Raw genomic sequence first — 13587 nt, 5'->3', positions numbered from 1 at the left:
ACCGTCGCGGAAATGGCGACGCCGGCCCAGGAGGCCGGCGTCGGGTCAAGCAGGACTCAACCAGTGCTGCGGATTACAGCGGACGACCGATGCCCGAGCAGGTGCTGGGGTTGTTCAGGCCGGCAGCGCTGCTGGCCAGCACGAAGCGGTTGCGGATCGCATCGCGCCAGGCCTTGGTCAGCGGGATGAAGCCGTGGTCGGTGATCGACTTCTCATACGCGACGGTGTAGGTCGCCGGATAGTGGCGGGCCAGGAAGCCGCGCAGGCTGGTGGCGACGCTCGAATCCTTGTAGCACTGGCCGATCACCAGGTTGGTGTAGCCGGCGATCGGATAGCCGGCCGACGGGTTGCCGAACACCGGCACCCAGTTGGCGGGGTCCTCGGCTGCGGCGCCGGTCGGCGGAGCGACGGTGTCCAGGGTAGCCTGCACGCTCACCTGGTCCGGCGAGAAGCCCTTGACCTTGGCGACCTTGGTCGCATCGGTCAGGCTCGGGATCACGTCCGGGCCGACGTAGCCGATACGGCCGTCAGCAGCGTAGACAGCGTTGTACAGCGAGGTGCCACCGGTGGCCGGGGCGGCCACCAGGAACGCCGGCAAGGCGCCGTTGTCATCGCGCTTGTACAGGTCGGCGAAGGTCGACTTGATGGCGAACTTGCCACCCACCAGCTTCGAGGTTTCAGCGTTCTCAGCGGCACAGGCGGCGGTCAGGAAGCGGCTGAACATTTCGCTGGTACCGCTGCTTTCCGGGCGGTACACCACCTGGATCGGGCCGCTGCGGTTGGCATCGATGGTCGACCAGTCGCTGATCGCACCCGAGAATACGCCGCAGATCTGCGCCACGCTCAGGTCCACCGCCGAACCGGCCTTGTTGAACGGAATGGTGACCGAGGTGGCCACCGACGGCACCTGGATCAGCGCGCCGTAGCGGTTGGCATTGGTCGGCTGGTTGAAGTTGGTGGTGTAGGTGCTCAGCTCGGTGCTGCTCAGCACCGAATCGCTGCCGGCGAAATGCACGGTGCCGGTGGTCGAGAACAGCGCCGAGTTGTTTTCCAGGAACGCCTTCTTGCCGGTGCCCGAACCGGTCACGGCGTAGGTGAAGTTCGCCGGCAGGATGCTGTCGGCCGAACCCTTGTAGAGGTCGGCCGGCAGCGATGCACCGCCGCCGGTAACGGTCTGCGCCGACGCGGCGCCCACGGTAGCGAGCAGCGCGGTGGCAACCAGCGCGGCCAGGGTCTTGTACTTGGTCATGATCTTCTCCTGAAGGGTTTACTGCGAAGGGAAACGCCAAGGGAGGAACGGTCATTGCACGCCTGCTGTCGCCAGGGGCCTCCCAGCCCGCTCTGCGACGACGTGGCTATGCTGGTCCGTGCCGATGACAGGCCGCTTAAGAAACCTGTGGAAGATCGAAAAAAGGTGTGGAGGATTGTGTGGAGAATCGAAGACGCCCACCGGGTAGAGTCGACTGTTAGTCGACTGGCACGCGAAGCGCTGGACTTGTCGAAGTGCGTTTGAGAAGCAGTCGACTAACAGTCGACTCTACCCGTGATGCGCGTTGCGCATCACTGCACCAGCTGGTTCATTTCCATGATCGGCATCAGCACGGCCAGCACGATGGTCAGCACCACGCCGCCCATCACCAGGATCATGGTCGGCTCCAGCAACGCGGTCAGTGCCATCGCGCGGCGCTCGATCTCGCGCGAGATCGTCTGTGCCGCGCGATCCAGCAGTGGTGCCAATGCGCCGGTCTTTTCGCCGCTGGCCACCAGGTGCACCAGGATCGGCGGATACACCTTCTGCACCTTCAACGCAGCACCCAGCGCGGCACCTTCGCGTACGCGCGCGGACACGTCATCAGCGCAACGCGCCAGCAGTGCATTGCCAAGCGTCTGCCGCGCCGCTTCCAGTGCACGCAGCAGCGGCACGCCGGCATCCAGCAGGATCGCCAGGGTCGAGGCAAAGCGCGCACTGTTCACACCCAGTACGAAACGCCCGACCATCGGCACCCGCAGCAGCATCGCGTCCCAGCGAAGGCGCAGCTCGGGCTTGCGCAGAGCCAACCGCCATGCCACCACCAACGCAGCGATGCCGAGCCCCGCCCACACTCCCCAGCTGCGAACGAATGCACTGGCCGCCAGCATCACCTGGGTCAGCATCGGCAGCGTTTGCCGTGCCTGCACGAACGCGGTCACCACCTGCGGCACGACATAGCTGAGCAGGAAGACCACGATCGCCACCGACACCAGGCTGATCGCCGCCGGATAGATGAAAGCCGTCAGCACCTTGGCCTGCAGCGCATTGCGCTCTTCGATGTAGTCGGCCAGGCGCTCCATCACCCGTGCCAGGTCGCCGGAGTCTTCACCGGCGCCCACCAGCGCCCGGTAGATCGGCGGAAAATCACGTGGCCGCGCAGCCAATGCCACGGTCAGGCGCTGTCCAGCACGTACGTCGGCGCGCACCGCGGTGAGTGCCTGGGCCACATGCGGGCGCTCGGCCTGTTCGATCACCGCACTCAATGCACCTTCCAACGGCAGGCTGGCGGCCAGCAGGCTGGCCAGCTGGCGGGTTGCCCAGGCCAACTCGCTGGCGGACAGCCGGCGCGTGCCCCAGCCACTGCCGGCGTTGCGCGCCGCGCTCACCTGCACCGGCGTCAACCCACGGCCGCGCAGCAGCTGGCGCGCGCCGCGCGGGCTGTCCGCGTCCAGCTGGCCCTTCTCGATGCGGCCCTGCGCGTTGGCGGCCTGGTAGTCGAACAGCGCCATGCAGGCCTCAGTCGTCGCCCGTGACGCGCAGGATTTCTTCCAGCGTGGTCACCCCGCTGTCGACCCAACGCTGGCCGTCCTGGCGCAGCGTGCGCATGCCGGCATGCCGCGCCGCTTCGCGCAGCGCGGGCTCACCCTGCCCTTCATGGATCAGCGCACGCACGCGATCGTCCACCACGAAAAGCTCATGGATGCCGGTGCGCCCCCGATAGCCGCTGTTGGCACAGGCCGCGCAGCCCACCGCACGCCACACGGTGCGGCCTTCGCCATCCACCTCGGCACGCCGGCACTGCGTGCACAGCCGCCGCACCAGCCGCTGTGCCAGTACACCGCGCAACGACGAGGCCAGCAGGAACGGCTCCACCCCCATGTCGGCCAGACGGGTTACCGCTGAGATCGCGTCATTGGTGTGCAGGGAGGCCAGCACGCCATGCCCGGTCAGCGACGACTGCACCGCAATCTGCGCGGTTTCCAGATCGCGGATCTCGCCAATCATGATGGTGTCCGGGTCCTGGCGCAGGATCGCGCGCAGCGCGGTACCGAAGCTCATGCCGATACGCGCGTTGACCTGGATCTGGCCGATGCCGGCGAAGTCGTACTCCACCGGGTCTTCCACGGTGAGGATGTTGCTGGTGCTGCTGTCGAGCTGGCCCAGCGCGGCGTACAGCGAAGTGGTCTTGCCGCTGCCGGTCGGCCCGGTGACCAGCACGATGCCATGCGGCTGCCGGATCAATCCGGTGAACGTGGCCAGGGTGTCATCGGCCATGCCCAGGCGCTGCAGCTGCAGGCGGCCGGCATCCTTTTCCAGCAGTCGCAGCACGGCGCGCTCGCCATGCCCGGTCGGCACCGTGGAGACACGGATATCCAGCGGACGCCCACCCACGCGGATCGCGATGCGCCCGTCCTGCGGCAGGCGCTTCTCGGCGATGTCCAGGTGCGCCATGATCTTGATGCGCGACACCAGCGCCGCGTGCAGTGCGCGCCGCGGCTGCACCATGTCGCGCAGCGTGCCGTCCACCCGGTAGCGCACCACCGAGTGGGTCTCGAACGGCTCGATGTGCAGATCGCTGGCGCCATCGCGTGCGGCCTGTGCCAGCAGCGCGTTGATCATGCGGATCACCGGCGCATCGTCCTGCGCATCCAGCAGATCGGTGACCTCCGGCATGTCCTGCATCAGCCGGTCCAGATCCACTTCACTTTCAGCAGCCCCGACCACAGCAGCGGCATCGCCGCCGTCACGGTACTGTTCACCCAGCCGCTGTTGCCAGGTCGCCGCATCCAGCGCCTGGAACGGCAGCGGGCCATGCCGGCGCCGCAGTTCGGCCACGGCCCACGCGGCAGTTTCGGCGGTGCCCAGCAGTACGGGCTCGCCGCCGGCCTCGGACAGCATCACGCCATGGCTGCGCACCCAGGCGTACGGCAGCGGCGCGGCGGCGCTCACGGCCCGATCACCAGTTCCGGCGTGTAGCCCAGCCCGCGCAGTTGCTGCAGTGCCGGGTCCAGCGTCGCCGGATCGCGCGGCAATCGCACGCGCAGGCGTTGCCCGCTCTCGCCGGGTGTCGCTTCGGCATAGGCCTGCAGGCCCAGTGCACGCACCTGCGCAACGCCCTGGCTGGCACGCGCCGGGTCCAGCCCCTGCGCGAACTGCACCAGCTGCGCATCGCCGTCGCCGGACGGATACAACGCCGCCAGGCTGCTGCTCTGCTGCGGCTGACCCTGGCCATCGCGCGCATTGCCCTGGCCGAGTACAGACAGGTCCTGCGGCGGCAGCTGCGGCGCCGACAGCGCCGGCAAGGCCCAGCTCTGTACCGGCTGCGCGCCGGCCTGTGCGTTGCGCATGTAGTCGTAGCGGTCGCGGGTCAGGCGCTGGCCGGCAGCCGGGTCACGCACCACGTGCGGGCGCAGGAACACCATCAGGTTGGTCTTGGCGCGCTTGCGCGTGTCGCTGCGGAACAAGGCGCCCAGCACCGGGATCCTGCCCAGCCCCGGAACCGCATCACGGCCATGACTGACGCTGTCTTCCAGCAGGCCACCCAGCACCATGATCTGGCCATCGTCCAGCAGCACGCTGGTATCCAGGGCGCGCTTGTTGGTGATGATGCCGGCCGTGCTGTTGGCGCTCTGCGCGTCGATGCTGCTGACCTCCTGGTAGATATCCAGCTTCACCGTGCCGCCCTCGGAGATCTGCGGGCGTACCCGCAGCTTCAGGCCCACGTCCTCGCGCACGATGGTCTGGAACGGGTTGTTGCTGCCGCCACCACCGTCGGTCACGTAGCGGCCGCTGACAAACGGTACGGTCTGGCCGACCATGATGCTGGCCGCTTCGTTGTCCAGCGTCATCAGGTTCGGCGTGGACAGGATGTTGGCGCCACCCTTGCTCTGCAGCGCGTTGGCCAGCGCCTTCATGTTGAGGATCTGACCGACGCCGGGCAGGTTGATGGTGCCGTCGATCACACCGATCTTCAGGCCATCCTTTGGCAGCACGTCCAAGGTAGTGCGTGCACCGGTATTGAGCCCAATGCCGCCGGTGGCGCCACCAAAGTGGGTGCCGCCGAAGGTGCGGCCATTGCCCAGCATCCACTGCACGCCCAGCTCGGCGGCGTCGGTCTGGTTGACCTCCACGATCAGGCTTTCCACCAGCACCTGCGCACGGCGCTGGTCAAGCTGGTCGATCACCCGGCGCAGGTTGCGGTACACCGGCTCGGGGGCCGAAATCAGCAGCGTGTTGGTGGCCACGTCCGCCTGCACCGAAATGCCGTTCTGGCTGAAGCCGGTGCTTCCGGCGTCGATCGGGTCGCGGCGGTTCGGGTCCAGCCGCTGTGATTCCAGCGCATTGCCACCGGCCTTGGCCTGCTGCGGCTGCGACGGCTGCGCCGGTGTGGAACCGTTGGCATCGCCGGGCAGTGGCGTGATGCCCTCGTTGCTGCCCATTGCCGGTGCATCGCTCTGTCCGGCCACCACGCCGCGCAGCACACCAGCGAGCTGGTTGGCCTGGGCATTGCGCAGGTAGACCACATGCAGGTTGCCGGATTCATCCTGGGCGCGGTCCAGCTTCTCCACCAGCTGCCGTGCCAGGCGGGTACGCCCGGGGCTGCTGGAACGCAGCAGCACGCTGTTGCTGCGCGGGTCGGCCATCACCACCACCTTCTGGCTGGGCTCGGCGCCCTGCGCATCCAGCAGCGGCGCGACCATTGCCGCCACGTCAACGGCAATGCCCTGCTGCAGCTTCACCACATCGGTGTCCATGCCAGCCGGCGTGTCGACGCTGGCGATCACCCGTGCGATGCGCTCCAGATTGTCGGCATAGTCGGTGATCACCAGGGTGTTGTTGCCTGGGTTGGCAGTGATCGGGTTGTCCGGGCTGATCATCGGCCGCAGCACTGCCACCAGCGCGGCCGCGTTCTCGTAGCGCAGCGCGAAGGTGCGCGTGGCGATCTCGCCCCCTGCACCGCCGCTGCCCACCCGGCCACCGAGCAGCTTGGCGTCGGCCTGCGGCACCACCCGGCTGACGCCGCCGTTCTCGACCACGGCGAAGCCGCGCATGCGCAGCGCGCCCAGCAGCAGCTGGTAGGCCTGGGTACGGCTGACCGGGCCATCGGAGACCACCGTCATCTTGCCGGTCACCCGCGGGTCGACCAGGAACTGGCGGCCGGTGAACCGTGCCGCCATGCGCAGCACGCCGCCGATATCGGTATCCACCAGGTTCAGCTGCACCGGCTCATCGCGGGTGTCCTGCGCCAGCACGGGCGCCGGCACGTGGGCCATGCCCACGATCAGCGCCAATGCAGTACTGCAGGCAAGGCTGCGCATCGCCCTCATGGATGGGCACCCGCAGTGGCCACCATCACGATGTTTCCGGAAATCCGTGCCGCCGGCATGTTCGCATCCCCTGTGCGTGTCAGTTGCAGCTGCTGCAGCTCGATGGCCGGGTCGGCCAGCAGCGGCAGCAGCCAGTTCCATAGCGCATCGGCGGGCACCGCCTGCACCTGCAGGTGCCAGCGCCCGTCGCGCGCTTCGATATGCAGGCCGTCGGCGAGGCCGGCGGATCTGATTCCGTCCCGCAGGCTGGCCAGCGTCGGGCGCTGGCCCTGGGCCTGCTGCTGGCGCTCCCGGGCCCGCAGCAGCGGCGCCAGTGCGCGGGACTGCGCCTGCAGCCGTGGGAGTTCGGCCTGCCAGTACGCGTGCTGCTTCAGCAGGGGGTCCAGCCACAACGACCACAGGCCTGCCGCCAGCAGCGCCACCACCATCACCCACAGCATCAGCCGGTCGCGCGCTGGCAGGCGCTGCCAGCGCTGCCGGAGGCCGGCCAGTCCCTCGCCCAAGCGCAGGGTGCGGGTCGTCACTGTCCGGCTCCGCTCACCCGCAGTTGTCCATCGGAACCACGTGCCAGCTGCAGGCCCTGCGCCTGCACCGCCTGCTGCCAGCGCTCGAGCCGCTGCGGATCATCGGCCAATGCCTGGGCATCGGCGTCCAACGCCATGTCCAGCTGGCCCGGCTGGTAATGCAGGCTGCGAACCTGCCCCGCCAACTCCGGGACCGCCTGCAGCGTGCTGGCCACCTGGCGTTGCAGTGGCGGCAACGGCGGCGGTGGCAATGGCACCGCCAATGCCCGCCTTGCCTGCAGCACCGGGTCCACCACATCGGTGATCTCCGGGAAGCGTGCATTGAACTGCCGCGTCATGCCCTGTTGCAGCACCTCGCCCTCACTTCGCCACCGCGAGACCTGCAGCTGCAGGCCGAGCGCGGCCAGCAGCACCGCCGCCAACGCCAGGCCGATCGCCAACCGGGGCGCCCGCTGGCCAGTACCAGCCAGCGGCAACGACCACGCCGGCACGGGGCCGCAGGCCTGCCGCTCATGCGCGACGGCGGTGGCGGGCAGGCTCGCCGGCCACGTCGGGGGCACGCTGTCGAGCCACTGCACGGCGTGCGCGCCGGCCTGTTGCAGGCGCACTGCCAGGGCCTGCATCACTGCGGACGCGTCACGTCCGCCACACCATTGGACGAAGCCCCGATCGCGCCCGCTGCGCACAAGCAGGTGCTCGCCGCTGACCTGCAGCGTGGCCTGGCCCTCCTGCCAGGGCAGCAGCAATGGCGTGGGATACAGTGCCTGCAGCTGCAGTGCGCACGAGGCCAGCAGCTGCTGCGCCTGCAGGACTGCCTGCTGGCCGAGCCAGGCCACCGGAACCGTGCCGTCCGCCGCCTGCGCACCGTGGGCCAACGCCACCTCCTGCAGGTCGTCCAGCAGCATCGCCTCCACCTCACCCTGCAGCGCCGACTGCAGGCGGCGCCCGGACAACGGCGGCAGCTGCAGTTCCAGCAGGATCAGGTCGTGCGGATCAAGGCAGGCGCGCACCGCCGCATTCGGATGACGCAGGCCCAGCGCCGCCAGTGTGTCGCGGCCGTGTGCCAGCACCTCGCCCTTGTGCAGCTGCACCCAGTCCACTGCGCTGTCGGCGCGCAGGTGCTCCAGCGGCGGCAGGCGCACCCGTAGCTGCACGCTCATGCACCGATCCTCGTCCACACTCGCTGCACACGTGCCCCATCGTCACGGTACTCGCGCCAGAGCAACGCACGGAACTCGACCGCACTGCCGTCGGCCTGCACCTGGCCGACCGCAAGGAACCACTCGCTATGGATGCCCAAGGGAAGCATGGCCATCTGTTCGTTGCTCAGTTGCAGCCGATTGGCGATGTCGCCGCGGTTGAGCAACCAACGGCCACCGTCGCGCTCACCGAGCAGCGCCTGCAGCCGCGCCGGCTCGACCGCAGGCGTCACTGCCTGCAGAACGCTCAGGTCGCTGGTGTTGGCGTTGACCAGGGTCTGCGCCGGCAGTACGACGGTGCGTCGCGCCAGCGCCTGCAGTGCCACCGGATCGGCACCGGCCAGTGCCTGCGTGATCAGCGATTCGCTCGGTAGCGGGGCCTGCGCCTGCATGCCGCCGTCGCGCAGGCGCGCCTGGATGTGGTCCGCCGCGGATGCGCAGGCGCCCAGGCCCAGCCCCTGCCCGGCACACAACGCGATGAACGCGCGTCGCGCCTCGGGGTCCGGCCGGCCATGCGCCAGCAGGTTGCGCAGGTTGAACATCGACTGCGCGTCGACCAGCTGCAACTGCACCGGCAACGGCGCCTGCAGCGTCAGCGGACGCGCCCAGCGCCCGCTGCGTACCGTGGTCAACTGCTCGCGCACATCCTCGCGCAGCTGCTGCGCCGCACGCTCCAGCGTGGCGTCGACCGCCATGCGCACCTGCGCACGCAACTGGTCGCTACGCAGCGCGCGCAGCTGCGCCGACTGCCGGGTCAGCAGCGCGGTGGCAATCACCGCCACCAGTGCCACCACCAGCAGCGCAACGATCACCGCCATGCCACGCTGGCGGGTGCACGGGACCGCACGTGTCCGGGTTGCCATCAGCGCGCCTCACAGCTGCCAGGAGCCGATATCCGCGTTCCCGGCGTCGCCACCTGGCTTGCTGTCCGCACCCAGCGAGAACACGTCGATGTCGCCATGGGTTCCGGGAATCTGGTACTGGTACGGATGGCCCCACGGGTCATTCGGCAGGCGATCCAGATACGGCGTCACCGGCATCGAACCGCTGCCCTGCGGCGGCTTCACCAGTGCCTGCAGGCCCTGCTCGGCACTCGGATAGCGCCCATTGTCCAGCCTGAACAGTTTCAGCGCCTGCATCAATGCCGCGATATCCTGCCGCGCCGCGACCACGCGCGCCTGGTCAGGGCGGTCCATCAGGCGCGGCACGATCAATGCGGCGAGGATGCCGATGATCACCACCACCACCATGATTTCGATCAGGCTGAACCCCTGCTGCCGAGCCCTGCGACCACGAACCTGCCTTGCCATTGTTCCGCCCTCGTCATCCTGGAAGAGACCGCTGCGCCATGGTCAGCGGTGCATGTGTCAGTACGATAAACATCCGCCGGCAATTCGCTGCGCATGTGCCTGCGCGGGCGCAGGGGCCGCCTGCGCGCGTGCCGCGTCGAACAGGTGTTGCGGCACGCTGGCCAGCGTTTCGTCGATGCAGCCGCGCACCAGCGGATGCGCGCACGCCTGCAGCAGGCGCACGCACTGCATCGGCGACCACGCGGTGCCGTGGTCGAGGCCGATGAACATCCGGTAGGCCTGGTGGTAGCGCAGGTCGTCATAGACGCGCTGCGCACTGTTGAGGTCACGCACGACCAGCAGCAGGGCCGCGCGTTGCAGCAGCCGCGCATCGCCCGCCTCAAGCGGCAGCGCGTTCATGGCCGCTTCCGGCCAGGGCCGCAGCTGCAGATCGAGCGCGCTTCGCAGCGCCGCCAGCGGATGCGCGCTGCTGTCCAGCGCCGCCCAGCGCGCCGCTTCCGCCCAGGCATCACTGGACAGCACCCATACCCAGGAATGCCCGTAACGTTGCACGTTCAAGGGCGTGTGCCGCGCCTGCTCCAGTGACTGGCTCAGGTGGCGATCCAGCTCCAGCATGCTGATCCTGCGACTGTCTGCCATCTGCGTCGCCCGCGCTCCGCGACGCGTGGTGCGTCGTACTCTGGAGAAGACGTCAGCAAGGCAGGTGAAGCGACAGCGCGAATGCAACTCTGTGCGCTGGGTGGTGCTTCATCGGCACCGTCATCGCAGCGTCATCCGCCTGCAGGCTTCGCGCAGCAGGCGCGGTGCGTCGCCGCCGCAGCGCCGGGCCAATACCGCCACGTCGCTGCGCGTGGCGAACGCAGCCAGCGCACCCGTCATCTCCACGTCATCGCACCATGACGCCATCGCAATGCGTAGCGCCGGCAGCTGCCAGCCGTCCATCACGCCGCGGGTGCCCGCCACGAACCAGTGCCACAGCCGGTGGTGCAGCACCTGCTCGTGCAACTGCGCCAGACCGTCGATGCCATGCATGCCCATCAGCAGCAGTGCGCGTGCAAGCGCCGCAGGCGGCAACGCACCGGTTTCAGCCAGCGGCAGCACCTGCTGCTGCAGGCGCAGCAGCATCGCCAGCGGGTGCGACTGCGGATCGAAGTCCAGCAGCACAGCCTGTTGCTGCCACTGTGCGTCAGACACCACGCACACCCATGGCGAGCCGTAGCGGTGCACCATCAAAGGCCGTCGCTGGGTGGTTTCCAGCAACGCCGACAGATTGCGGCGCAGATCCAGCACACCGATGGTCTCGTTGCGCATCCTTGGCTTCTCCGTGCTTGCAACAGCCCCGCGCGGCGCGCGCAGCCAGCGTCTTCACCTAACCAAGGACGGCAATGCCACCCGGAAAGCGACGCAGATCCAGCGACATCGTCAGTCGCAGCTGCTCCAGCGCGGCGTCCGGATCATCGATGCGGAAGCGGCCACTGACCGGGGCACGCGCCAACGCCGATTCGCCCAGCAGTACCTTGCCGCGGCGGTATCGGTTGATTTCATCCACCACCTCGCGCAGCGGTGCGCGGCGGAATACCAGCATGCCTTCGGTCCAGGCACTCACTTCCGAGGCCACGGCTTCGGCCACCACGCCACTGAGGCGCTCGTCGTACTGGGTCTGCTGGCCCGCCTGCAGCTGCAGGCGGCCCTGTGGGTGCTCGATGCGGGCACTGCCCTGCAGGCAGGTCACCCGTACCTGTCCATGGGTATTGCGCACGTCCAGGCGCACCGCACCTTCCTCGGCAATCACGCAGCCTGGCCCCGCGAACAAGGCCAGGCGCAGGCCAGCCTCGGTTTCGATTGCGGCCTGGCCCTGCACCAGCTCGAAGCCTTCGCCCTGCGCGTCCGCACGGCGGCGCAGGCTGCTCTGCGTATCCAGTTCGATCTTCAACTGCGGCAGGGGCGCGATCTGCAGCCGTTCACCGGTGCCGGTGTGAAAATCGGCCGCCATGGCCGTCACCGACGGCCACAGCCCCAGCGGTGGGCGGATCGCCGCCACCAGCACCAGGCTGGCTGGCGCAGCAATCGCGGCGCCCAGGAAGGCGCGCCGGCTCCAGCGCTGGGCCGGCGTCGGCGCGACCGGCTGCCGTGCTGCGGCGGGCAGCTGCTCGCCGGCCAGCCGTACCTGTTCCCATTGCCGGCGCGCCCGGCCGAACGCTTCGCGATGGTGGGGGTCGGCCTCGCACCACGCACGAAACCTGCGTGCATCAGCGGCAGTGGCTTCGCCCGAGGTCAGCCGCACCACCCACGCGTGGGCCTGACGCTCGACGGCATCCAGCGGGCGTTGCGGGCGATCGTCAGGATCCATGGGGACTCATGCCGGACCCGCACGCTGCGGGGTTCTGCTCGGCGTCAAAGTGTAGACGGATGCCGCCGCTCAGAACCGCACCTGGCGCCCCTGCCCGCTGCGCTCGGCCAGATAGTCCTGGGCCGCCTTCAGCTCACGCTGCACCAGCCGCAGCGACACGCCCAGGTGATCGGCGACATCGCGCTGCTGCAGGCCGTCGACGCGGATCGCCAGCAGGATGCGGCGACGACGCTCGGGCATGCGCTGCAGCAGGCCGACCATGTCTTCCAGCGCGAAGTCCAGCTCAGCTACCTGCGCCGGGCCCGGTGCCGGGTCGGCCATGTCCATCAGCGTATCCACCTCTTCCAGGCTCAGCAGGCGGTGGTCGGCACGTTGGCGGTCGATCACGGTGTTCATCGCCATGCGCAGCAGGTAGGCCGCGGGATTCTGCACGGCATCCAGACGGTCACGGCGCGCACTCAGGCGCATCCAGGTGTCCTGCAGCGCGTCGCCGGCCAGCTCTTCCGAGCCCAGCTTGCGCACCAAGCGGCGCTTCAGCTCGTCGTAGGCCCCCAGAAGGTGGTCCATCAGGTCAACTGCCCCAGCCGTACCGTTGCTCATGTTCGGATCCTTGAAGTCATGGAAGGGGCGCGCGCCGGCCACAGTCGTGGTCGGTGCCGGAAGGACGGATCTGCAGCGTCACCGGCTGCGGCAGCGCAGCGGCATCGGGCGCCAGCACCAGGCCCTGCAGCGCCTGCAGCAGGCGCGCATCGCGGCGGGCACTGCCACTACCGGACAGCAGTTCGGGCTGCTGCACCTGGCCCTCGGCGTCGACGCGGAAGCGCAGGGTTGCGGCATAGCGGCCGGGCGCGATCTCAGGGTCGTCACAGAACGCCGCGCGCAGGCGCTGCTGCAGGCCGCCATAGCGGCGGCGACGTTCGGCCTCGGGAAGATCGACGCCAACACCGGGTTCGGCGGCCGAGGACGTTCCCCGGCGCAGCACCACGCGCTGCTCGCCGATCACCTCGGCTTCGATGCCGGTGTCCTGCAGCAGCATCTGCAACGCAGGCAGCGGCATCAGGCTGGCGCGCAGCGCATGGCTGCTGCGGCCCGCGGCGAGGTCGCCCGGGTACATCACCGACCACCCGCTGATGACACTGAAGCGCTCGACCGCCTGTTCCAGCGGCTGCGCAGGGATATCGTAGGCATGAACACCGTCCTGCGCGGCAGCGGCAGAGGACAGCAGCAGCCATGCGGCGATGGCCACCTTCCAAGTTCTGACCGCATGGTGTCCATTCAGCCCCCTGACGTAGAACACATGACCCTCGGCAGCGACAGCAGCTGCAGTGGACGCGCCCACGACCGGAACCCGGCCCGCGCGCGACCAGCAAGCGGGCTCAAACCGTACCGGGGTCACATGTCATTGCGATGACCGCCGCCCACGGCTGGCGGCGTGACTGGCGCCATGAAGCCAGTCACGCATCGGGCATCAATGAATCGAACAGACCACGTCACGCCTGGGGTCAGAGCCCGTTGCGCAACAACGGGATCTGACCCCGTGCCGACCAAATCGTGTCGACCAAGGTCGACACCCACCAAGAGCAGCTCATGCCGTTCCGACAGATCGCGGAAATCTGTCGAAGGCG

General features: G+C 68.7%; 13 protein-coding genes. All 13 read right to left on the bottom strand.

Annotated features, from left to right (window positions below; genetic code table 11):
• Positions 1-73 precede the first annotated feature (73 nt).
• The 13 genes from V3B30_RS00330 to V3B30_RS00270 all read right to left on the bottom strand — a co-directional run bounded on the left by V3B30_RS00330 (position 74) and on the right by V3B30_RS00270 (position 13259).
• Complete coding sequence (locus V3B30_RS00330) at positions 74-1249, bottom strand: substrate-binding domain-containing protein (RefSeq protein WP_262082412.1); 1176 nt, start codon at positions 1247-1249, stop codon at positions 74-76.
• A 311-nt stretch (positions 1250-1560) separates the two neighbouring features.
• Positions 1561-2760, bottom strand: coding sequence for a type II secretion system inner membrane protein GspF (gspF, locus tag V3B30_RS00325; protein ID WP_262082411.1), 1200 nt, complete (start codon positions 2758-2760; stop codon positions 1561-1563).
• A gap of 7 nt (positions 2761-2767) precedes the next feature.
• A complete protein-coding gene (gene gspE / locus V3B30_RS00320) occupies positions 2768-4201 on the bottom strand; it encodes a type II secretion system ATPase GspE (protein WP_100472775.1) in 1434 nt (477 codons plus the stop codon).
• Positions 4198-6579, bottom strand: coding sequence for a type II secretion system secretin GspD (gene gspD, locus V3B30_RS00315; protein ID WP_315973616.1), 2382 nt, complete (start codon positions 6577-6579; stop codon positions 4198-4200). The genes gspE and gspD overlap by 4 nt, the downstream gene beginning before the upstream one ends.
• A complete protein-coding gene (gspM, locus tag V3B30_RS00310) occupies positions 6576-7103 on the bottom strand; it encodes a type II secretion system protein GspM (RefSeq protein ID WP_100472781.1) in 528 nt (175 codons plus the stop codon). The genes gspD and gspM overlap by 4 nt, the downstream gene beginning before the upstream one ends.
• Positions 7100-8263 carry a type II secretion system protein GspL gene (gene gspL / locus V3B30_RS00305; RefSeq protein WP_100472784.1) on the bottom strand — a complete coding sequence of 388 codons (1164 nt, stop codon included), beginning with the start codon at positions 8261-8263 and terminating at the stop codon, positions 7100-7102. The genes gspM and gspL overlap by 4 nt, the downstream gene beginning before the upstream one ends.
• Positions 8260-9165 carry a type II secretion system minor pseudopilin GspK gene (gspK, locus tag V3B30_RS00300; protein ID WP_262082409.1) on the bottom strand — a complete coding sequence of 302 codons (906 nt, stop codon included), beginning with the start codon at positions 9163-9165 and terminating at the stop codon, positions 8260-8262. The genes gspL and gspK overlap by 4 nt, the downstream gene beginning before the upstream one ends.
• A gap of 9 nt (positions 9166-9174) precedes the next feature.
• Entirely contained in the window at positions 9175-9612 is a 438-nt protein-coding gene (gspG, locus tag V3B30_RS00295; protein ID WP_262082408.1) for a type II secretion system major pseudopilin GspG, read from the bottom strand.
• Positions 9613-9669: 57 nt separating this feature from the next.
• Positions 9670-10227 (bottom strand): hypothetical protein, encoded by a 558-nt coding sequence (locus V3B30_RS00290; protein ID WP_238381579.1) that lies wholly within the window; start codon positions 10225-10227, stop codon positions 9670-9672.
• 144 nt (positions 10228-10371) lie between these two features.
• On the bottom strand, positions 10372-10923 hold the full coding sequence (locus V3B30_RS00285) for a hypothetical protein (protein WP_262082407.1): 552 nt from the start codon (positions 10921-10923) through the stop codon (positions 10372-10374).
• 58 nt (positions 10924-10981) lie between these two features.
• Complete coding sequence (locus tag V3B30_RS00280; protein ID WP_262082406.1) at positions 10982-11962, bottom strand: DUF4880 domain-containing protein; 981 nt, start codon at positions 11960-11962, stop codon at positions 10982-10984.
• A gap of 69 nt (positions 11963-12031) precedes the next feature.
• On the bottom strand, positions 12032-12562 hold the full coding sequence (locus tag V3B30_RS00275; RefSeq protein WP_094001013.1) for a sigma-70 family RNA polymerase sigma factor: 531 nt from the start codon (positions 12560-12562) through the stop codon (positions 12032-12034).
• Positions 12563-12578: 16 nt separating this feature from the next.
• Complete coding sequence (locus tag V3B30_RS00270) at positions 12579-13259, bottom strand: TonB C-terminal domain-containing protein (RefSeq protein WP_100472802.1); 681 nt, start codon at positions 13257-13259, stop codon at positions 12579-12581.
• Between the last annotated feature and the right edge of the window lie 328 nt (positions 13260-13587).

Source organism: Stenotrophomonas sp. SMYL41 (genome assembly GCF_036319965.1).
Lineage (GTDB): Bacteria > Pseudomonadota > Gammaproteobacteria > Xanthomonadales > Xanthomonadaceae > Stenotrophomonas > Stenotrophomonas maltophilia_R.
This window is presented reverse-complemented; position numbering and strand designations above follow the sequence as displayed.

Bases quoted from the DNA above. Each gene is read 5' to 3' on its own strand.
- gspD (WP_315973616.1), bottom strand. From the start codon at position 6,579: ATGAGGGCGATGCGCAGCCTTGCCTGCAGTACTGCATTGGCGCTGATC.
- gspK (WP_262082409.1), bottom strand. From the start codon at position 9,165: ATGGCAACCCGGACACGTGCGGTCCCGTGCACCCGCCAGCGTGGCATG.
- V3B30_RS00290 (WP_238381579.1), bottom strand. From the start codon at position 10,227: ATGCTGGAGCTGGATCGCCACCTGAGCCAGTCACTGGAGCAGGCGCGG.
- V3B30_RS00285 (WP_262082407.1), bottom strand. From the start codon at position 10,923: ATGCGCAACGAGACCATCGGTGTGCTGGATCTGCGCCGCAATCTGTCG.
- V3B30_RS00280 (WP_262082406.1), bottom strand. From the start codon at position 11,962: ATGGATCCTGACGATCGCCCGCAACGCCCGCTGGATGCCGTCGAGCGT.
- V3B30_RS00330 (WP_262082412.1), bottom strand. From the start codon at position 1,249: ATGACCAAGTACAAGACCCTGGCCGCGCTGGTTGCCACCGCGCTGCTC.
- gspL (WP_100472784.1), bottom strand. From the start codon at position 8,263: ATGAGCGTGCAGCTACGGGTGCGCCTGCCGCCGCTGGAGCACCTGCGC.
- V3B30_RS00275 (WP_094001013.1), bottom strand. From the start codon at position 12,562: ATGAGCAACGGTACGGCTGGGGCAGTTGACCTGATGGACCACCTTCTG.
- gspG (WP_262082408.1), bottom strand. From the start codon at position 9,612: ATGGCAAGGCAGGTTCGTGGTCGCAGGGCTCGGCAGCAGGGGTTCAGC.
- gspF (WP_262082411.1), bottom strand. From the start codon at position 2,760: ATGGCGCTGTTCGACTACCAGGCCGCCAACGCGCAGGGCCGCATCGAG.